Annotated in this window: 20 protein-coding genes; 14 read left to right on the plus strand and 6 right to left on the minus strand. The window is 60.8% G+C overall.

The window, feature by feature from the left end; all coding sequences use genetic code 11:
* Positions 1-3 precede the first annotated feature (3 nt).
* From ABIE35_RS06500 to ABIE35_RS06520, 5 genes are all read left to right on the plus strand, one after another.
* Entirely contained in the window at positions 4-1,050 is a 1,047-nt protein-coding gene (locus ABIE35_RS06500) for an ABC transporter permease (RefSeq protein ID WP_354513376.1), read from the plus strand.
* Between the two features lie 12 nt (positions 1,051-1,062).
* Entirely contained in the window at positions 1,063-1,989 is a 927-nt protein-coding gene (locus ABIE35_RS06505) for an ATP-binding cassette domain-containing protein (RefSeq protein WP_089595159.1), read from the plus strand.
* Positions 1,990-2,092: 103 nt separating this feature from the next.
* Complete coding sequence (locus ABIE35_RS06510; protein WP_354513378.1) at positions 2,093-3,091, plus strand: Gfo/Idh/MocA family oxidoreductase; 999 nt, start codon at positions 2,093-2,095, stop codon at positions 3,089-3,091.
* Positions 3,088-4,149 (plus strand): Gfo/Idh/MocA family protein, encoded by a 1,062-nt coding sequence (locus tag ABIE35_RS06515; protein WP_354513380.1) that lies wholly within the window; start codon positions 3,088-3,090, stop codon positions 4,147-4,149. The genes ABIE35_RS06510 and ABIE35_RS06515 overlap by 4 nt, the downstream gene beginning before the upstream one ends.
* A 24-nt stretch (positions 4,150-4,173) precedes the next feature.
* Entirely contained in the window at positions 4,174-5,208 is a 1,035-nt protein-coding gene (locus ABIE35_RS06520) for a Gfo/Idh/MocA family oxidoreductase (protein WP_354513382.1), read from the plus strand.
* Between the two features lie 77 nt (positions 5,209-5,285).
* Here ABIE35_RS06520 and iolB read toward each other — a convergent pair whose 3' ends face one another.
* Complete coding sequence (gene iolB / locus ABIE35_RS06525) at positions 5,286-6,179, minus strand: 5-deoxy-glucuronate isomerase (RefSeq protein ID WP_354513384.1); 894 nt, start codon at positions 6,177-6,179, stop codon at positions 5,286-5,288.
* A gap of 20 nt (positions 6,180-6,199) precedes the next feature.
* Positions 6,200-6,940 carry a GntR family transcriptional regulator gene (locus ABIE35_RS06530; protein ID WP_354513386.1) on the minus strand — a complete coding sequence of 247 codons (741 nt, stop codon included), beginning with the start codon at positions 6,938-6,940 and terminating at the stop codon, positions 6,200-6,202.
* A gap of 513 nt (positions 6,941-7,453) precedes the next feature.
* Here ABIE35_RS06530 and ABIE35_RS06535 point away from each other — a divergent pair.
* The 4 genes from ABIE35_RS06535 to ABIE35_RS06550 are packed head-to-tail and all read left to right on the plus strand — an operon-like array spanning position 7,454 to position 10,289.
* On the plus strand, positions 7,454-8,098 hold the full coding sequence (locus ABIE35_RS06535) for a site-specific integrase (protein WP_354513388.1): 645 nt from the start codon (positions 7,454-7,456) through the stop codon (positions 8,096-8,098).
* Positions 8,092-8,490: a tyrosine-type recombinase/integrase gene (locus ABIE35_RS06540; protein WP_354513390.1), complete on the plus strand. Its 399-nt coding sequence runs from the start codon at positions 8,092-8,094 to the stop codon at positions 8,488-8,490. The genes ABIE35_RS06535 and ABIE35_RS06540 overlap by 7 nt, the downstream gene beginning before the upstream one ends.
* Positions 8,483-8,836, plus strand: coding sequence for a helix-turn-helix domain-containing protein (locus tag ABIE35_RS06545; RefSeq protein ID WP_354513392.1), 354 nt, complete (start codon positions 8,483-8,485; stop codon positions 8,834-8,836). The genes ABIE35_RS06540 and ABIE35_RS06545 overlap by 8 nt, the downstream gene beginning before the upstream one ends.
* Positions 8,829-10,289 (plus strand): site-specific integrase, encoded by a 1,461-nt coding sequence (locus ABIE35_RS06550; RefSeq protein ID WP_354513394.1) that lies wholly within the window; start codon positions 8,829-8,831, stop codon positions 10,287-10,289. The genes ABIE35_RS06545 and ABIE35_RS06550 overlap by 8 nt, the downstream gene beginning before the upstream one ends.
* 2 nt (positions 10,290-10,291) lie before the next feature.
* Here ABIE35_RS06550 and ABIE35_RS06555 read toward each other — a convergent pair whose 3' ends face one another.
* Entirely contained in the window at positions 10,292-10,927 is a 636-nt protein-coding gene (locus ABIE35_RS06555; RefSeq protein WP_354513396.1) for a hypothetical protein, read from the minus strand.
* Between the two features lie 180 nt (positions 10,928-11,107).
* Positions 11,108-12,106 carry a phytanoyl-CoA dioxygenase family protein gene (locus ABIE35_RS06560; RefSeq protein ID WP_354513398.1) on the minus strand — a complete coding sequence of 333 codons (999 nt, stop codon included), beginning with the start codon at positions 12,104-12,106 and terminating at the stop codon, positions 11,108-11,110.
* 314 nt (positions 12,107-12,420) lie between these two features.
* On the opposite strand from ABIE35_RS06560, the gene ABIE35_RS06565 reads away from it, so the two are divergent.
* A complete protein-coding gene (locus tag ABIE35_RS06565; RefSeq protein WP_354513400.1) occupies positions 12,421-13,062 on the plus strand; it encodes a helix-turn-helix domain-containing protein in 642 nt (213 codons plus the stop codon).
* Positions 13,063-13,113: 51 nt separating this feature from the next.
* On the opposite strand, the gene ABIE35_RS06570 is transcribed toward ABIE35_RS06565, so the two are convergent.
* The gene (locus ABIE35_RS06570) at positions 13,114-15,510 is read right to left on the minus strand and encodes an ATP-binding cassette domain-containing protein (RefSeq protein ID WP_502921369.1); all 2,397 of its coding nucleotides are present in this window, start codon (positions 15,508-15,510) and stop codon (positions 13,114-13,116) included.
* A 131-nt stretch (positions 15,511-15,641) separates the two neighbouring features.
* Here ABIE35_RS06570 and ABIE35_RS06575 point away from each other — a divergent pair, with 131 nt between their 5' ends.
* Genes ABIE35_RS06575 through ABIE35_RS06585 form a run of 3 tightly spaced genes read left to right on the plus strand, consistent with a single transcriptional unit; the run spans position 15,642 to position 18,629 of the window.
* Positions 15,642-16,778, plus strand: a complete 1,137-nt coding sequence (locus ABIE35_RS06575; RefSeq protein WP_354513404.1) for a type III polyketide synthase — start codon at positions 15,642-15,644, stop codon at positions 16,776-16,778.
* A complete protein-coding gene (locus ABIE35_RS06580) occupies positions 16,775-17,506 on the plus strand; it encodes a class I SAM-dependent methyltransferase (RefSeq protein ID WP_354513406.1) in 732 nt (243 codons plus the stop codon). The genes ABIE35_RS06575 and ABIE35_RS06580 overlap by 4 nt, the downstream gene beginning before the upstream one ends.
* Positions 17,499-18,629: an FAD-dependent oxidoreductase gene (locus ABIE35_RS06585; RefSeq protein ID WP_354513408.1), complete on the plus strand. Its 1,131-nt coding sequence runs from the start codon at positions 17,499-17,501 to the stop codon at positions 18,627-18,629. The genes ABIE35_RS06580 and ABIE35_RS06585 overlap by 8 nt, the downstream gene beginning before the upstream one ends.
* Here ABIE35_RS06585 and ABIE35_RS06590 read toward each other — a convergent pair whose 3' ends face one another.
* Entirely contained in the window at positions 18,630-19,037 is a 408-nt protein-coding gene (locus ABIE35_RS06590; protein ID WP_089595147.1) for a nuclear transport factor 2 family protein, read from the minus strand.
* A 51-nt stretch (positions 19,038-19,088) separates the two neighbouring features.
* On the opposite strand from ABIE35_RS06590, the gene ABIE35_RS06595 reads away from it, so the two are divergent.
* The gene (locus ABIE35_RS06595; protein WP_354513409.1) at positions 19,089-19,763 is read left to right on the plus strand and encodes a peptide deformylase; all 675 of its coding nucleotides are present in this window, start codon (positions 19,089-19,091) and stop codon (positions 19,761-19,763) included.
* The last annotated feature ends 8 nt before the right edge of the window (positions 19,764-19,771 follow it).

Genomic DNA, 19,771 nt, shown 5'->3' on the forward strand with positions numbered 1-19,771 from the left:
ATCATGACCATCACTCAAAAGCTCACTCCTCCCGCCCTTGATGAGCGGGTCGCCCGCCGCAGCCCACTGCAGAAGATGCTCGGCCGGCCCGAGGTGGGTGCCCTCGTCGGTGCCATCGTACTTTTTATCTTCTTTGCTTTGGTCTCCCCGACGTTCACCCAACCCAACGCCCTCGCCACCGTGCTGTACGGAAGCTCAACCATCGGAATCATGGCTGTTGGTGTCTCACTTCTGATGATCGGTGGAGAGTTCGACCTTTCCACAGGCGTCGCTGTGATCTCGTCGGCCCTGACTGCCTCGATGTTCAGCTGGTACTTCAGCACCAATGTCTGGGTCGGTGTGATCCTGGCCTTGGTGGTGTCACTGGCCATAGGTTTCATCAACGGGTGGATCCTCATGAAGACCAAGCTCCCCAGCTTCATCGTCACCCTCGCAACGTTCCTGATGCTGACCGGCTTGAATCTGGGTTTGACCCGGTTGATCGGTGGCTCTGTTTCCTCACCGTCCATCTCGAACATGGACGGCTTCGACACCGCACGCGGGGTCTTCGCTTCGTCGGTGAACATCGCGGGCATCGACGTCAAGATCACAGTGTTCATCTGGATCGCCCTCGTAGCGGTCGCCACCTGGGTTCTCATGCGGACCCGGGTTGGGAACTGGATCTTCGCAGTCGGAGGCGACGCGAATGCCGCCCGGGCTGTCGGCGTTCCGGTCAAGGCCACCAAGATTGGGCTGTTCATGGGCGTTGGCTTCTGCGGGTGGATCCTGGGCATGCACAACCTCTTCGCTTTCGACACGGTGCAGTCCGGCGAAGGCGTGGGCAATGAGTTTCTCTACATCATCGCCGCAGTCATCGGTGGGTGCCTTCTGACGGGTGGCTACGGTTCAGCGGTGGGCGGTGCTATCGGCGCGTTTATCTTCGGCATGGCCAACAAGGGCATTGTGTACGCGCAATGGAACCCCGACTGGTTCAAGTTCTTCCTGGGCCTGATGCTGTTGCTCGCCACCATCGTCAACCTCATCGTCAAGCGCCGCGCGGAACTCAAGTAAGGGGCCAAGGAAATGAATGCCAAAGCAATCGACCAGGAAACACTTCTTAAGAACGAAAGCGACCCCCTGACCCATACACCCGTGCACCTCCTATCCCTTGAGGGAGTGGGCAAACATTACGGCAATATCATCGCGCTGAGTGACGTCACCATGGCCGTGGACAACGGCCGTGTGACCTGTGTGTTGGGCGATAACGGGGCGGGCAAGTCAACCCTTATCAAAATCATCGCCGGCCTCCACCAGCACGACGAAGGCCTGCTCAACATCATGGGGGAGGAGCGAAAGTTCGGTTCGCCCCGTGATGCCCTGGACGCGGGTATCGCCACTGTGTACCAAGACCTTGCAGTGGTTCCGTTGATGCCGATCTGGCGGAACTTCTTCCTCGGCTCGGAGCTAACCAAGGGCTTCGGACCATTCAAGAGCATGGATGTTGAACAGATGAAGGCCATCACGCTCAAGGAATTGGCCGAGATGGGCATTGACCTGCGCGATGTCGAGCAACCCATTGGGCAGCTCTCCGGCGGTGAACGCCAGTGTGTCGCGATTGCCCGAGCCGTGTACTTTGGCGCGAAGGTCCTCATTCTGGACGAACCCACGGCGGCGTTGGGTGTCAAACAGTCAGGTGTAGTTCTCCGCTACATACTCCAAGCCCGCGACCGCGGCCTCGGCGTCATCTTCATCACGCACAACCCGCACCACGCCTTCCCCGTGGGTGATCGCTTCCTGCTGCTCAAACGCGGCAAATCGATTGGCTACTACGACAAGAAGGACATCACCCTGGACGAGCTTACGGCCCAGATGGCCGGGGGTGCAGAGCTTGCCGAACTTGCACACGAGTTGGAGCAGCTTGGGGGCCACGGCGATGTGGTGGAAGCGGTCAAGGCCGAGGTAGCCGACGTCGACGACACTGTGAACGCCGGCGGCCCGAAACACGCCTGACGCGAGCAGGAGGCGGGGTGTTCCGGAGCTTACTCCGGAACACCCCGCGTCGCTGTGCACTGCATCCAGACGGGTTTCACCTCATTTATCAGAAGGGAACACCATGCCGATCCGGGTAGGCGTCATCGGCGCCGGAATCATGGGCGCGGACCATATCAGGAACCTCGCCACCAGCATCGGCGGAGCGGAAGTCACTTTTGTGGCAGATCTCGACGCCGGACGCGCCGCCGCTGCGGCGCCCGCTTCCGCACGCGTCACTACGGACCCCTCAGAACTGATCAATTCCAGCGTGGTGGACGCCGTGGTGGTTGCTTCGCACGATTCCACGCACGCCGCCTTGGTTTTGGAGTGCTTCGAGGCGATGACCCCGGTGCTGTGCGAGAAGCCGCTTGCACCGACGCTTTTGGAAAGCCTGGAGGTTGTGGCAGCCGACGCTGACATGGTTGCCGCAACGGGAACCTCGCTTCTTTCGCTTGGCTTCATGCGACGCTTTGACCCGGGCTACGTGGCACTCCGGAAAACCGTGCATGAGAGGTTGCAGGGGGAGCCTCTGGTGGTTCATTGCATTAGTCGCAATGCTGCCGCAGCACCTGGAACCACCTCGGAATCCGCCATTACCAATTCAGCCATTCACGAGCTGGATATCATTCCCTGGCTCTTGGACTCGCCCAATGCGGAAGTGTCGTGGCAGGCAGGAAAAAGCACCCGAAATGCAGGAGGCGGGCTGCAGGATCCGTCGTTCATGACCCTTCGTACCGCAGATGGAACACTCACCACACTGGAGCTGTATCTCAATGCCCGGTTTGGCTACACCACCCGCTGTGAGGTGGTCTCCGAACTGGGAACCACGGCGTTGCAGGACACTTCCCTCCTCGGCATCGAACAGGACGGAACCAAGCAGCGGGTTATCCCGCCTGACTGGCGCCCCCGTTTCGCCGACGCGTACCGGATCCAGTTGCAGGCCTGGATCTCCGCACTTGCCAATGGAGAGAGTCCGCCACTGGCAGGCGCGCAGGAAGGGCTCAACGCAGCCCTCGTTGCGCAGGCAATGATCCAATCACTGCACAGCAACGGCGCCTCTACGAAAGTCAGCTACTCATGACGCCTGCTTTGCTCCCAGCGTCCCGCGTTCCGGACTCCAGGGATGCTCCGGCCCTTCGCTGGGGCATCATGGGACCGGGATGGATCGCCGAACGGTTCACGGAATCTGTCCAGGCGCATACCGGGCAGGTGATAACCGCCGTCGGATCCCGTTCGCTGAGCAGGTCAAAAGCCTTTGCGGAGGCATTCAACGTACCAGCCGCCTATGGCAGCTATGAGGAACTTGCCGCCGCTCCGGACGTCGACATTGTCTACGTCTGTACGCCCCACACCGCGCATCACACGTCAGCGGTGTTGGCGATCGACGCCGGTAAGCACGTACTGATCGAAAAGCCGCTTGGGCTCAGTGCCCACCAGGCCAGGGACATTGCTTCGCGGGCAAGAGCCGCGGAAGTGTTTGCCGCTGAAGCCATGTGGACCTTCTTCCTGCCTAAATTTGATGTGATCAGGCAACTCCTGGAGGCTGGAACGCTTGGTGCCATCACCACTGTTGTTGCCGAGTATGGTGAGCACTTCGATCCCTCCCACCGCATTTTCAATCCCGAACTGGCCGGAGGCCCGCTTCTTGACCTCGGCACGTACCCGCTGGCACTGGTCACAGCAGTGTTGGGCAGTCCACTCCGGCTTCATGCACTGGGGCAGCCCCACGAGACAGGGGTCAACGCCCAATTGTCAGCCATCATGACCTTCGACGGCGGGGCGCAGGCATCCGTGAACACACACCTGCACAATTTCACACCCACCGCAGCCACCATTGTGGGTACAAAGGCAGCTCTGGTGATTGAAGGCCCCTTCAACATGCCGGGAGCGTTCGAGGTCCGATTCCCGGAGGGTCGCCGACTTCGTTACGACGAAGCAGCAGGCGGACATTTCGAAGGCCTTCACTACGAGGCAGCAGCCGTGGCCCGCACCATTGCCGAAGGTGGCCTGCAGGCGAGCCAAAGAATGCTCGCTGATTCGATTCGCACACTTGAAGTCGCTGACGAGATCCGCCGCCAACTGGGAATCGTGTTCCCTGGCGAAGGCGACGTGACGGCTCAGCCCACCCCCGTCCTGTAGCAGTATTTTTCTGGAAGGAACATCATGAAAGACATCATTCTCGGCTTGGTCGGCGTGGGGCGCATCGGCGTCATGCACGCGAACAACATCACTGCGTTGAACCCGGGCCTTGGTAACAGGGCTGTCAAGGTGCGGCTTCGCCTCACTGACGTTGCCGCTGACCACGCGAGGACGGTGGCGGCGGACCTCGGTGCCGAATTTGCGCCGACGGTTGCGGACCTCATCGCCTCCGGAGTGGACGGCCTGGTCATAGCCACTGGTACAGGGACGCACCCCGAGCTCATTCGAGCAGGCGTGGACGCCGGCATCCCGGTCTTTTGCGAGAAACCGGTAGCCATGAACGTGGCTGACGCGCTTCCGGTGCTGGACTATGTCAGGGCCAACAACGGCGTGGTGCAAATCGGCCATCAACGCCGGTTCGACGCGGGCTACCTCGAAGCACGACGCGCCTACCAAGCCGGGGAACTGGGATGGATCCATTCGTTGCGTGCCGTTACCTGCGACATGACGCCGCCGCCCGTGGAGTTCCTGGCGACATCCGGCGGTCTGTTCCGCGACTGCTCGGTTCACGATTTCGACATCCTCCGCTGGCTGACAGGGCGGGAAATCGTTGAGGTGTATGCCAAGGGTTCCAACAACGGTGATCCCGCCATTGGTGCTGTGGGCGATGTGGACACGGCACTTGCCGTGGTTACCTTCGACGACGGCACCATGGGAACCGTCTCGGCAAGCCGCTACAACGGGGCGGGCCACGACGTCCGCTTGGAGATCCAGGGTTCCAACAAATCAGTCATGGTGGGCTTGGACGCGAAGACTGCCATGGTTTCGGCTGAACCGGGTGTCAACTTCCCGGCGGGGAATCCGCACCAGACTTTTGCCGAGCGCTTCGAGGCGGCATACCGCACCGAAATGGCGGCATTCGTTGAGTTGATTCTGGGGGAGCGGGAGAACCCGTGCACGCCTGAAGATGCCGTAGCAGCATCCCGGGTGGCAGACGCGGCCCAGGAATCGTTGGTCACCGGATCGCCGGTAAAGGTGGCCTTGACAGTCACGTTCTGACGAACGAAAAGCCTCCTCCAGGATCCAAAGGATTCTGGAGGAGGCTTTCTCTGTGCAGCGAAAGGCCACCGGCCGGATCAAACCCCGAACGGAAGCCGTGGGTCGATGTCCTGGCCGTCCCAGCTCTGCCGGACCCAGCCGTGGTGGGGGTCGTCGCTGATGAGCCATTCCCGGACCGGTCCGGGACCAGCCATCACGTTGAGGTAATACATGTCATAGCCAGGAGCCGCCATGGCGGGGCCATGCCAGCCGTAGGGAACCAGGACTACGTCACCCGTGCGGACCTCTGCCGAAACATCAATGGGGCGCTCATCAGAGGCATATACCCGCTGGTAGCCAATGGCATCCGCGTCGGAGGGAGCGCCGGAGCCAGCGGCAACCTGGGTCTCGAAATAGTAGATTTCCTCGAGGTGAGTTTCTCCGTCCTTCTCCTCATCATGCTTATGCGGGGGATAGGAGGACCAGTTGCCGGCAGGGGTGATGACCTCGCAGACAATAAAACGGTCTGCTTCCAGGGCAGCCGGTGTCCCGAAATTGTGGACTTGCCGTGAGCAATTGCCGGCTCCACGCAATTCAACCGGCGTCTCAGCAGCTGTTACCAGTCGCGTTGGGTGGGAGGCTTGTGCCGGGGCAGTGGCCACAGCGACGCGGCCGCCGTTGGACGAACTGATGGTAACTGCTTTGCCTATGCCTGAATACAAGACGTCAGTGGGCCCGCTGAAAACGGATGGTCGTCCCTCAAGGGTGTGTTCGACGCCGTCCACCGTGACAGTGAATGATCCATTGAGGGGAACCACAATCCGTTCCTCATTCACCGCTGAAAGTTCGACGGCGGTGCCCACGGCGAGGGTGGCGACCTTCAGGCCAGTATGGGCCCAGCCGTCCACCGCTGTTGCGGAGTCGGAGGTTCCGAGTGAAATATCCCAGTCGCCGTCGGCGGCAGTGCCCAGGGGGTAGACCCAATTGGTCATGGCAGGGGAGTCCTTTGCGTTTAGCGCTGTACGAGGGTCATTTCAAAGCTGTAGGAGTCGGCTCGGTAGACGTGATGGCCGGTTTCGACCCGTCGCCCGGTGTCGTCTACCGCCGTACGTTCCATGGTGACCAATGCAGAGTTGACGTCGGTTTCAAGAAGGGGTGCCTGATAGTCATTGGCAATCATTGCCCCGATGCGCTGCGTGGCCAGGCGGAAGTTCACGCCGCCTCTGCGCAGAATCGCATAGAGGCCCTCGGCCGCAAGCATGGCTTCGTCCATGGTGGCGATGTCGTCGCGGACCCAGTTCTCCATCAGCGCCAATGGCTTTCCGCCCACTTTGCGCAGGCGGGTGAAGTGGTAGACCTTGGAACCGGCCGGCAGTTGCAGGGTTGCCAGAGTCGGCGCGTCAGCCTCCATGTGGGAGAAGCTCAGTACTTCCGTAGTGGGCTTCTTGCCATTGTTGGTGAGGTCGTCAAACAGGCTTGAGAGCTCCAGCGGCCGGCGGACCTGACTGGAGACCACTTGGGTTCCGACACCGCGTTTGCGGACCAGAAGGCCGGAACGGACCAGTTCATCCATGGCTTTGCGCATGGTAGGCCGGGACAAGTTGAGCTGTGCTGCGAGGTCGATCTCGTTATCCAGCCGGCTTCCGGGCTCCAATAGGCCGCTGTGGATCGCGGCTTCGATGCCTTGGACAACCTGATGGTAGAGCGGTATGGGGGAGGAACGGTCGATGTTGAGACCAAGTTGATTCGCCACTGAAAGTTCCCCGCATTCCAGGTTAAGCTCCGCTACGCCACTCCGTACGACGTGCTGAGTATGTCACCCTTTGTTCTTTTGATAGGACATGCCTTCGCTTTTTCGATACTAGCAGGAGTGTGGCAAGGGTCAAGTGGGGTGAATACGGCTGGTTTCCATGACAAGGAACCGCAGAATGTCCTGACGTCAACCCAGCGCTGACCGCAACATCGGCCCGGCGCTGACTGCACTTTTGCGACGTTTGCTGCGCAATAGCGTGGTGCCAGGCAAGCCGCGAAGCGGTTGGTTTCGGGTCATTGGGGAGGACCTCATTTGCCTTACTTTACATAATGTAGATTATCGGCGTTTAAGTAACGGGAGTAGAAGTAGCTGCGAGAACTCCCGTCTATCAACGATTTCGACGTTTCCGCACCGCAGGTCAAACAGGATTCACTGGTCACGAACATGCTCGCGCCTTGAGTGTGAACTTGCGCCCGGATCCTCTTCCGTGCTGATGAACGGGTTTTTACGGCCATGCTGGATGGCTGGCGGGCGCAGATGCTTGCCCGTGGCCTCACGACGGACACCATCAAGCAGCGCTGCCAGCTGCTGGAGCGTTTTCAGCGGTTCACGGGTGAATTTCCGTGGCAATGGCGCCCCGCGGACATCGATGATTTCCTGGCCGATCTGCGTTCTGGCGAGAAGCCGATCAGCCTGAAGACGTTGCGCTCGTACAGCAACGCCGTGGCGATGTTCTGCTCTTACCTGACGCATCCCGGCTATGGGTGGGGCGAGTTCTGCGAACGGACATTCGGTGATATACCGAGCCAGATCTGCTTCGAGTGGAACACGCCACGGCACACCACCGATGATGCCGTCCCTGCGAAGAAGCGCTCGTTCACCAAGGCGGAACTGCAGCGGCTTTTCGACTACCTCGATGACCTTGTCGACCGTGAATACGCCGCCGGCAGCAAGCGCTGGCTGCCCCTGTTCCGGGACTCGGTGGCGTTCAAGGTCTGCTACGCCTACGGGCTTCGCCGACGCGAAATGACCATGCTGGACCTGGAGGACTTCGGCCCGAACCCACACACGTCAGCGACTACGGACGGTTCGGAGCAGTCCAGGTCCGATTCGCCAAAGGCACGGCAGGCTCAGGACCCAGAAGGCGGACCGTGTTGACCGTTCCGGAGTTCGACTGGGTCGTGGACCAGCTCAAGACCTGGACAGCCGGCGGCATGCGGCAACAGTTTCCGACCGCTGAACGGTCCTCGGCGCTGTGGCCCAGCGAGCGTGGCGCCCGGATGTCCCTGGGCTCGTTCGGTGATGCGTTCGCTGCCGCGCGGGATGCCGTCGGTCTGCCCCAAGAGCTGGGCCTGCATTGCCTCAGGCATTCCTACGTGACCCACCTGATCGAAGCCGGTTATGACGCGGCCTTCGTGCAGACGCAGGTTGGACACTCCTACGCCTCGACCACCGGGCTCTACACCTCGGTATCGTCGGACTTCAAGCAGAAAACCGTGCAGCAGATGATTGAACGCCGCATCGCGAACTTGGAGGACCCAGATGCCTGAACAGCGCCGGATCGGCTACCGCTGGAACCTGCGAGCCCTGACGGCAAAGCAGAACCTCTGGAAGACCACCGAACTTATGCCGCTCCTGAAATCCCGTGGCATCAACCTTTCCGAAAGCCAGGTCTACAGGCTGGTCACCTCCACGCCGGAGCGCATTCCGGCCAGGACATTCGCCGCGCTCTGCGACATCCTGGACTGCACACCAAACGACCTGTTCGAACCCTTCGTAGAAATGCGCGCCGCAGCGACAGCGAACGCCCCGAAACGCAGCGAAGACCTCGGCATCCAACCAGGAAACCCGATCGCACGACGCGTCCGGCTCGTCGCTCCCGAAGACGGTGAGTAGGCCACGCAAAGCAGAGGACCCCACCCGCTGGCCGGTCCCCTGCGGCCGCTGCGGCCAACACCACCAAACCGTCGCGCGCTGGCCCGACGGTGGAGTCTGCGGCTACTGCTACCAGCAGGCAAAACGCACCCGAGGAGTCTGCCCCTGCGGCCACGACGGCGTCCTGCCCGGAATCATCGATAAGCAGCCGGCATGCCGTAACTGCTCAGGCGTTCGGCTCAATATCGACTGCCAGAGCTGCGGCGCCGAAGACGAACTCTATACCGGTGCACGCTGCTGGGGCTGCGTCCTCGGCGACATCGTCGACGACCTGCTGACCAACCCGACTACGGGAATCATGGCAACGGAACTGATCCCGCTGGCAGCGGCCCTGAAGTCAATGAAACGGGCCAACAGCGGCATGACCTGGATCCGGCAAAAGCACGTCACAGACTTCCTTCGAAACCTCGCCGTCGCACCCAGAATCAGTCACGACACTTTTGACGAACTACCCGACTCGCGCACCCGCGAATACGTCCGGGGGCTCCTCATCGAACACGGCGTGCTCCCCCAACGAAATGCATTCCTGACGCGCTACGACAACTGGGCAGCACAGGCCCTGGAACGCGTCGGCGACCCTCAGCACCTTGACGTGATCCGCCGCTACATCCGCTGGCACCACCAACGGCCCATGAATGTCATGGACGAAGTTACGCGCGGCACTTTTCTTCGTGCCAAGCAGGAAGTCACCGTCGCCATCGACTTCCTGAACTGGCTCACCAGTCATGACATCAAGCTCCCCGACCTGCAGCAACCCCACCTGGACGTCTGGCAAGCCGAAGGACCCACAACCAGACGCATCGCTGAGCGCTTCCTCAAATGGGCCATCAAAACCAAAACCGCCCCCGCCGGGCCCACCATCATTCCGCACCGCCGCGGCACCAGCCCACGACTCCCCAAGGCTGGACAAGACCAAGCACTCCACCAAGTAATCCACACCAAAGAACTGGAAACCCGCGACCGCGCCGCGGCCATCCTGATCCTCGTCTTCGGACAACAAGCCGAAAACATCGCACGGCTCACCTGGGACGACGTCAGCGTCACTGATGATTTAGTCACCATTCAGCTCGGCAGCATACAGATCGCACTGCCAGACCCTCTAGCGCAGCCATGGCGGGAGCTCGCCGCGAACCCGGGCCACGAGCTGACCGCCGCGCACCCAAATACCAAATGGGTGTTCCGCGGAGCATCACCCGGACGCCACATCCACCCAGGACACCTCACGACCCGCCTCAGCAAACTCTTCAGCACCCGCGCCGCACGCCTGGGAACACTCCACGAACTCACCAAACTCGTCCCCGTGGCCATCATCGCCGAAACCCTCGGCTACTCCCCCACCACCATCGAACGCCACGCAACAGACTCAGCCGCCGCCTACGCCCAATACATCGCCGCCCGAAAGCAGGCAACCTGAATCTAAGGGGTTCGAAAATTCCAGGGCTTCCCGACGGAAGGAACCTCATGAAACATCAAAAACAAGTGCCCAAGAGGCTGACGATAGGACAAGGCATTCCGATACGGAACCGTGCCACCTGCGAAGCCCGCACTCTGGGCGCGCGCGCCATCAAGAAGTGACTGGAGCTCGTCAGTGTCAAGCTTTGTCAGCGTTGATCCTGAGAGAGCATCTTCCACCACACCGCGGATTCTTCGCTCGTAAGGGTCGGAAAGAGCCAGGCCTACGCGCCGGAGCCATGATTCCAGCGCATGTCGTGCGCCAGCCCGTTCATCGCCGTGCCAGCGGCGCGGCTCGATAGGGGTAACTTGGTCCCGCGGCGGAGACCGATGGCCGGCAGCCTTCTGCAGCCTACGAAGGTCGGCATACTCCGCGGCAATCCGGAGATGAATCGCTCGTTCTGCCTCCAACATATCCATCGCTGGCAACAAGAAGTCCGGCTCATACCAAGAAAGATTCAACTTCGCCTCAAGGTATGCCCAAGTGGGTTCAAAGCCGATCGGCTGCGCCTGCTGGATCCAGGAACCAAGGGACATAAAGCGATGGCTAAGCGGCAGCGACTCATCACGAACACGCCTCGACTCACGACCAAAACCCATTGGCTCAGCATAGGCGGTCAGGGAAAACTTCCACTTCGAAGGCGTTGCCAGCCACCCGGAATGGGCCTACTCCCGGCTCATGAATAACCGCGCACGCCAGTTTAGTAGGACGAGTAGAAGTAGCCGCTAGCTCGGCTTGAATCCGGCGACTCCTAAGTCCCTCCGGATTCAAGCCGACTATCAATGAGCTTCTCCCTGTGATGCTATCCGGACTGCGCGGCCATTGGGTGTTGGAGCGACGTTCCCGGCGCTGCAGAATGACCCAGGACTATGGGTGGCGTGGGCAATCCTAAGCTCGGTCTCGGCGTTGCTGCTTAGGGTCGGCACAAGTTCTTCGTCGACGTTCCATGCAAACGGGCCGCTGGTCGGGTTTTGTTTCTTCCATTCAGCCAGCCCCAAGGCCACCAGTCGCAGTCGTTGGTCGATGAAGCTGTGGTCCCAAGGACCTTCAGCGAGGATTTGCTCCGCCGGGCGGAATTCGTAGTAGATAGTCCGGCGTAGCGCATTCGCCAGTGTTGCCTCGGAGCCATGAACCAACATGACGTCGTGCACCAGTATGTCGCCTGGGTTCATCTCCGTCTGGATTACGCCCGGGGCATCCCAGCCGAATTCCTCTTCAAGCTGGCAAACGTCAACAACTTGCTTGTGGGAGCCCGGCGCGACCCGCAGCGCCCCGGCCCCTTTGCGGCTTGCATCCAAATAGACGTCAACGTTAAAAATGCGGTGGGTTCTCGGGTGCACTGCATCTTGGTGCCAATCGATCGGGGCTCCGTCGCCAGTGTTCTTGAAGACGAGCGACTCGTAGGTTGGCACGAAATTCGGGCCGGCAAGGCTTTCGGCGATTCCAAGCATTTCAGGGCTCCCAAGCAGTTCCAATGAAGCGGCCTCCTGCTTGCTGTGCAGATAGTTGATTCGAAAAAGTACTCTCCCTGATGGGCGGGTGGCGAAGTTGTAATCACCGCGGCCGTCTTCCTCAGTTTTCAGGGCGTGCCCGTCGGCAATCCATCGAGTTGAGGCGGCCTGCAGCTTTCTCAGCAGGTCGCCGCCAATCCGATTGCGCAAGATAACGTAACCGTTCTCGTCGAAGCTGGCGATCTCCTCGTCAGTCAGATGGTATTCGCGGGGGGCTCCGGCGAGTAGAGCAGCTGGTCCGGCCGCAGGGTGGATTTCTTGAGTCACGACTTATCTCCTTGAACTTGATCGAGACCACAATGCTACGGTTGGAGTTCTGGACCTGAGTCGCCTTCTCCCCCACAGAATTCCAAGAATCCACCATGTTAGATGTCCCTGAGCCTCGGCAAACCGACAACTCGTTCGGCTTCGTCGCGTGGCGCGGCAATTCAAGCCGCATGTCAGAAGCGCATGCTCACAATGACATTGAGGTGAACTTCAGTGCCGCCCCTGTGATCTACGACTCCGGCGGCCGCACTTCCGTCATCCCTGCAGGCATTCCGGCGGCGTTTTGGGGCGCCCAACCGCATCAATTGGTGGAGATGGATCCGGCAACGCCATTTGCTTTCGCCACGGTTCCGTTGGCCCGGTTCTTGTCTTGGTCAGTCCCCGCGAACGTTAAGGCCCGGCTGCTCCAGGGAGAGATCCTCCATGGACCATCAGACGGGGACTACTCCGGGTTGGAGGCGAGTTTCCATCGCTGGGCCTACGATCTCTACTTCCCGGGTCATCTTGGACAACACGCCGCGGAGCTGGAAATCCAAGGACTGCTGGTTCGGTTATCCCTTGGTGATTGGTCCGAAGCCGTGCCGGAACATGGCAAATCTTCTGTGAACATGCAACGAGCCGCCAGGATGGCGCTGTTCATCAAGGAAAACTCAGGATCACCAGTCCGTGCAACGGATGTAGCGGCTGCAATTCACCTTCATCCCAACCGGGCGGCTTCCATCTTTAGTGAGGTCTTTGGCATAGGCATCAACGCTTACCTGCGACAACACCGCGTCGCTCACGCTCAGCGTCTTCTTCTCACGACGGATCTTCCCACCGCGGTTGTGTCCGCGCGAGCGGGTTTTCAGTCGCTGAGCTCCTTTCATGAAACGTTCTCCGCCGTCTGTCACATGTCCCCTGGCACTTGGCGGCGTCAGCATCTGGGGATGGAACGGAAATTCAAGCTTCGCCAGTAGATTCGGTGGTGGTCGTTCCGAACTTTTTCGGAACGACCACCACCGGGGCCGTCAGCTATTCGCGACGTACGCAGCCAAGTGCTTGCCTGTCAGCGTCGATTTCCCGGCCACAAGCTCAGCCGGCGTTCCGGCGAAAACTATGGTGCCGCCGTCGTGTCCTGCGCCTGGTCCCAGGTCGATAATCCAGTCGGCGTGAGCCATAACTGCTTGGTGGTGTTCGATTACAATCACGGATTTGCCCGATTCCACCAGGCGATCCAACATTCCCAGCAAGTTCTGTACGTCGGCCAGGTGCAGGCCGGTGGTGGGCTCGTCCAGGATGTAGATCTCACCCTTCTCGGACATCTGGGTGGCCAGCTTCAGGCGTTGGCGCTCACCGCCGGACAGCGTGGTCAGCGGCTGGCCAAGGGTCAGATAGCCGAGGCCAACATCTGCCAAGCGGTCCAGAATTTTGTGCGCGGCCGGCGTTTTGGCTTCTCCTTCTTTGAAGAAGACTTCCGCCTCATCCACAGACATTGCAAGCACTTCTGCAATATTGCGATCCCCCAGCGTGTATTCAAGAACTGAGGCTTGAAAGCGCTTTCCATCGCATTCTTCACAGGTAGACTCCACGGTCGCCATGACTCCGAGATCAGTGTAAATGACACCGGCGCCATTACAGGTAGGGCATGCACCTTCCGAGTTGGAGCTGAACAGCGCCGGCTTCACACCGTTTGCCTTCGCGAAGGCTTTACGGACGGGTTCCAGAAGTCCGGTGTAGGTGGCGGGGTTGCTCCTGCGCGAGCCGCGGATGGCGCCTTGGTCGATCACCAGCACGCCTTCACGCGTCGCCACCGAGCCATGGATCAGTGAGCTTTTGCCGGAGCCTGCCACACCGGTCAGGACGCAGAGAACGCCCAGGGGGATATCGACGTCGACGTTTTTGAGGTTGTTGGTTGAGGCCCCCCGGATCTCCAGATGGCCGGAAGCGGAACGCACTGCATCCTTGATCGAAGCACGATCGTCCAGGTGGCGCCCAGTGATGGTGTCGCTCCCCCGCAAACCCTCCAGATCTCCCTCGTAGCAGACAGAGCCCCCGCCGGTTCCTGCGCCGGGTCCAAGGTCAACCACGTGGTCTGCGATCGCGATTGTTTCGGGCTTGTGCTCCACCACCAACACGGTGTTGCCCTTGTCCCGCAACTGCAGCAACAGCTGGTTCATTCGTTCGATGTCGTGCGGGTGGAGTCCGATGGTGGGTTCATCAAAAACATACGTCACGTCGGTGAGGGAGGATCCCAGGTGTCGGATCATCTTGGTACGCTGCGCCTCTCCCCCGGACAACGTGCCGGCAGGCCGGTCGAGCGAAAGATAGCCGAGGCCGATCTCCGCGAAGGAATCCAAAAGGTGCTGGAGTCCTTTCAGGAGGGGCGCCACTGAGGGCTCATGAAGTTCGCGGATCCAGCCGGCGAGGTCGCTGATCTGCATGGTGCAGACATCGGCAATGCTTTTGCCTTTAATCTTCGAAGACCGCGCTTCGGGGCTCAATCTGGTTCCTTCGCACTCCGGGCACGTAGTGAACGTGATGGCCCGCTCAACGAACGCGCGGATGTGGGGCTGCAAGGCGTCCACGTCCTTGCTGAGCATCGACTTCTGGATCTTGGGGATGACGCCTTCATAAGTGAGGTTGATTCCCTCGACCTTGATTTTGGTGGGCTCACGGTAAAGGAGATCGTGGAGTTCCTTCTTGGTGAACTTTGCGATTGGCTTGTCCATATTGAAGAACCCGGAACCGCTGAAGATCCGTCCATACCAACCATCCATGGTGTAACCGGGAATGGTGAGCGCGCCCTCGCTGAGCGACTTTGTGTCGTCGTAGAGTGCCGTGAGATCGAAGTCATTGACGGATCCCATGCCTTCACAGCGTGAACACATACCGCCCAAGCGGTTGAACGTAGCTTTCTCTGTCTTCGTTTTGCCCTCGCCGCGCTCTACTGTGATGGCTCCACTGGCCTTCACTGTGGGGACGTTGAACGAGTAGGCATTGGGTGAACCGATGTGCGGCTGGCCGAGACGGCTGAAAAGGATCCGCAGCATCGCGTTCGCGTCCGTGGCGGTGCCAACTGTTGAACGGGGATTGGAGCCCATGCGCTCCTGGTCCACGATGATCGCCGTCGTCAAGCCCTCCAGCATGTCCACGTCGGGGCGGGCCAGCGAGGGCATGAACCCTTGGACAAAAGCGCTGTACGTCTCGTTGATCATGCGCTGCGACTCTGCAGCGATCGTGGCGAAAACCAGGGAGCTTTTTCCTGAGCCCGAGACGCCCGTGAACACCGTCAGCCGGCGCTTGGGAATCTCGATGCTGACGTCCTTCAGGTTGTTCTCGCGCGCACCCTGGACCCTGATGAGATCGTGGGTGTCTGCGACATGGGACTTGGGAAACTCTGTGTCAGTGCTCGCGGCAATAGTCATCATTTCTCCATCTGTGGGGCGGCGCTGCCCAACAGTCCCCCGTCGGCGTCGCCTGGCTATCTGTGACCAACCTCGGTCAGTAAGTTCGATTCTGCCATTGTCTTCCCAGGTTTACTCGCTAAGAATGAAGCATGCCGGTATACGTGAGGTCCCTTGAAACCGCAGTTCCGCCAACAATCCTCGTCCAGCAGCAGGCACGCGAGGTCTTCGCCTCCCAACCAGGCCTGACACGACTGGGAACGCGCCTGGTGGCCACCTGTTTCGACTCGGCGGCAATCGACACCCGCTACACGGCCGTTGCTGAGCTCAGCCTTGACGCCCATCCGGAGAATCCCAAGTTCTTCGACCCCGAAACCAACAGGGTCCTCAGCCCCAGCACCAAGGTGCGCAACGAAATTTTCGCTACCGAAGCCACCAAGCTGTTTGTGGAGGCCGGAAAGACGGCGGTTGCCCAAGCCTCCGGCATCGACCTCGACGACATCACCCACGTCATCACCGTGTCGTGTACGGGCTTCTTCAACCCGGGCCCCGATTACAAGGTTGTCAGGGCCTTGGGCCTGAACCCTGCCGTCCAGCGCTACCACCTGGGTTTCATGGGCTGCTACGCCGCGTTCCCTGCCCTCAAGGCCGCCAAACAGTTCTGCGTTGCTGATCCGGAGGCCGTGGTCTTGGTCATCTGTGTTGAACTCTGTTCCCTTCACGTCCGCACGTCCAACGATCCCGACACCATCATGGGTTCGGCCATCTTCGGTGATGGCGCGGCGGCCGCCGTGGTGACGGCACGGGAACCGGAAGGACCGGAACCGGTCATCAGGCTGGACCACTTCGAAACAGTTCTCACGCCCGTGGGCGAGGAAGCCATGGCTTGGAATATCGGCGACGAAGGATTCGAAATGGTACTGGGTTCCTACGTCCCCCACATCATCGAGGAACACATCACGGGGGCATTGGAACCACTCCTCGCCAAGGAGCCACAGCTGGCCGGGCTCCCCTACCGGGACATCACCCATTGGGCCATTCATCCGGGCGGCCGCAGCATCCTGGACAAGGTGGAGTCCAAGCTGGAACTGACCCAGGAACAGTTGATTCCGGCTCGGGAGACTCTGCGCGAATACGGCAACATGAGCAGCGCCACGGTGCTCTTCGTCCTGAAGTACATGTTGGGCCAGGCCGCCACCGAACGCGAGGAACGGATCTGTTCCATGGCGTTCGGTCCAGGCCTGACGGTGGAGACGGGCCTCTTCACGCTGGTCTCCCCCGATCTGTGAGCCCTTGGGGGTCCCTCCAAAAGAGGGATCTGTCATCCGTGGAGGAGATGGACAGGGCTGACTGCGACCCCGATCGCCTCACCCGGACCTATGCCAGGTTTCCGGTGGTCAACAGTCTTCTGTCGGGTTGGCACGGTACCTACCGCCACAGGATCCGGCCAGTGCTGGCTGCCAAGGGCGCAGCGTCGCTTCTGGATATTGGATGCGGCAGCGGTGACGTGGCACGCAGCCTCGCACGGTGGGCCCGGAAGGATGGCTTCCGCCTCACGGTGACTGCGATCGATCCGGATGCCAGGGCCTTTGCCTTTGCTTCGAAGCTTCCCGCGATGGATGGTGTCACCTACCGTCAAGCCCATAGTTCCGAGCTCGTCGCAGAAGGGCTGGTGTTCGATTTCGTTATCTCCAACCACATCCTTCACCACCTCGATGCCGGGCAGATCGTCGGTGTCCTGCGCGACTCTGAGGCGCTCAGCCGTGGTCTCGTCCTCCACAACGACCTCAAACGCAGTAACCTCTCCTACCTGCTGTTCATGGTCGGCTTCTGGCCTTTGGGCCTGCGTTCCTTCATCTGGGGTGACGGCTTGGTGTCCATCAAGCGCAGCTACACAGCACCTGAACTGGCATCCACCGTTCCGGCGAGCTGGAGGGTCGAGGCAAACGGCCCTTGGCACCACCTGCTGGTCCATGAGGAGCTCCCGGATTCTGAACCAAGGGCAGAAAATGCTTGACGTTGTGATCGTCGGTGCCGGACCCGTGGGCCTTTTCATGGGAGCGCTATTGCTTCAACAAGGGCATCAGGTGCGGATACTGGAACGGAGGGTCAGCCGAAGTGACAGTTCGCGGGCCATCGGTATCCATCCGCCGGCGTTGGCGGAGCTGGCCAGGGCCGGGGTTGCCGACGAACTGGTCGCCGCCGGCGTCCACATTCACCAGGGTGTCGCCTACAGCCAGGGGCACGTGGTTGCCCGGCTGGCGTTCGACGGCGACCCCCACTTTCCGTTCATCCTTGCTGTACCGCAGACGGTTACCGAAAAGGTCCTGGAGAGGACAGTCCTGGATCTGGACTCCGCGGCGATCGTCCGCGGCGCGGATGTCCAGGAAGTGGTGGATGACTTCAGGTCCGTGCGCGTCGCGGCGGACTCAATCGGTGGCGGCCTTGAGTTCCGCACCCGGTTGGTGGTGGCCGCTGATGGGGCGCACTCAGCGATCCGCCAAAAGATTCTGCCGCATTTGCCGTCGCGGAGCTATCCGGACTGCTACATCATGGGCGATTTCGCTGACGCGACTCCTCATGGCACGGATGCCGTCCTCTATCTGGAACCGGCCGGGATTGTGGAGTCGTTTCCGTTGCCGGGCGGGGCACGCAGATGGGTGGTGAGGCTGGGGGCACCGGACAAGGGCACGACGGCGTCCGGGCTGGCTGAGCTGATCGGCGCCAGAACGGGCGAAGTGCCTGACGTCCGGAGCAACACGATGCTGAGTGCCTTCGAGGTGCGGTCCCGGCTTGCGGCGCGAATGGTCCACGGCCGGGTGGTCTTGCTCGGCGATGCCGCCCACGAAATCAGTCCGATCGGTGGGCAAGGCATGAACCTGGGCTGGTTGGACGCCGCCGCACTTGCACCCATCATGGACGCTTCGTTTGGTGGGGCCGACCTGGGGCGGCTGCTGGAGCAGTTCGAGAGGTCCCGTAGAAAGGCGGCCCAACGGGCTTCGCGCCAGGCCGGACTCAACATGGCGCTGGGCAGGCCGTTGCCACCGCCGGTCATGGAAGCCCGGAACAGGTTCTTCGCCGGCGTGCTCGGGCTTCCTTCGATAGCAGGGTTGGTGGAACGGCGCTTCACCATGCGTTAGCTACTCCGGCGTTGTGTAATAGCAGTCGTACGTATCCTGGCTGACTATCAGCCCGTCCCGCAGCTCAAAGACCGCTGTGCTCCTGGCCCTGATGGTATCGCCACGGTCCCAGTGCGGCAGGTCAAGGAGCAGCGTGGCCGACCAGTTCATCTCGAGTACCACGCGGTCGCCTTCGCTGGTGGTGCGGACCACCTCGAATCGTTGATCGGCAACAATGTCCTTGCTGTGGTCGGCGCCGGCCAGAGTGTCCTGCAGGTTCCTGGTGGAACCTGTTTTGGACAACGCATGGGGCCACTCAGTGAGTTGGAAGTCCTCAGCAAGGTATGGTCGCAGCTCAGCAGCTCCACCGCCGGCTTCAACAGTCCTGACGAAGCCCAGTACGCGGTCCAAAGAAGATGAATCGGTCATTTGTCGAGCCTAGCCCAACGCAACGGACAGCCGTGGCGATAGGCTCGTGCCATGAACCATCAACCTCATCACGAGGCCGCGAGCCCAGCCACGGACTTCAACCCCACCCAGATCCGGGACGCTGTCCGCAGGTTGCTTGATGCGGAAGAACTTCCCACGATCGTCCAGGCTGGACACCCCGTGCTGCGTCAACTCGCCGCCCCGTACGACGGCCAGCTGGACGACGTCGAACTGATGGCGTTGGTGGAGCGGATGCGCGAGGTGATGCACGACGCTCCCGGCGTCGGGTTGGCTGCACCCCAGCTGGGCATCCCCCTGCAGTTGGCCGTGCTGGAGGACCAGTACGACCTTGACCCCGCCTCCGCCGCGGTACGGCATCGGGAGCATCTGGAGTTTTTGGCCGTAGTGAACCCGCAGTGCCGTCCGCTGGGGGTGGAGACAGCCTCCTTCTATGAGGGCTGCCTATCCGTAAACGGCTACCAGGCAGTGGTGACCCGTCACCGGAATGTAGAGCTGAGCTACGTTACACCCGCGGGTGAGCCTGTTGAGGAATGGTTCTCAGGCTGGCAGGCGCGCATTGTGCAACATGAGACGGACCACCTTCTCGGCACGCTGTACCTGGACCGTGCCGAAATCAGATCGTTGTCCAGCAATGCAGAGCATTCTGCCCGCTGGGCTACTCCGGAGATCGAGGATGCACGGCGGAGCCTGGGCTTCCTGCGTTGACGGCCAAG

It is taken from the genome of Paenarthrobacter sp. 4246, from assembly GCF_040546855.1.
GTDB lineage: Bacteria > Actinomycetota > Actinomycetes > Actinomycetales > Micrococcaceae > Arthrobacter.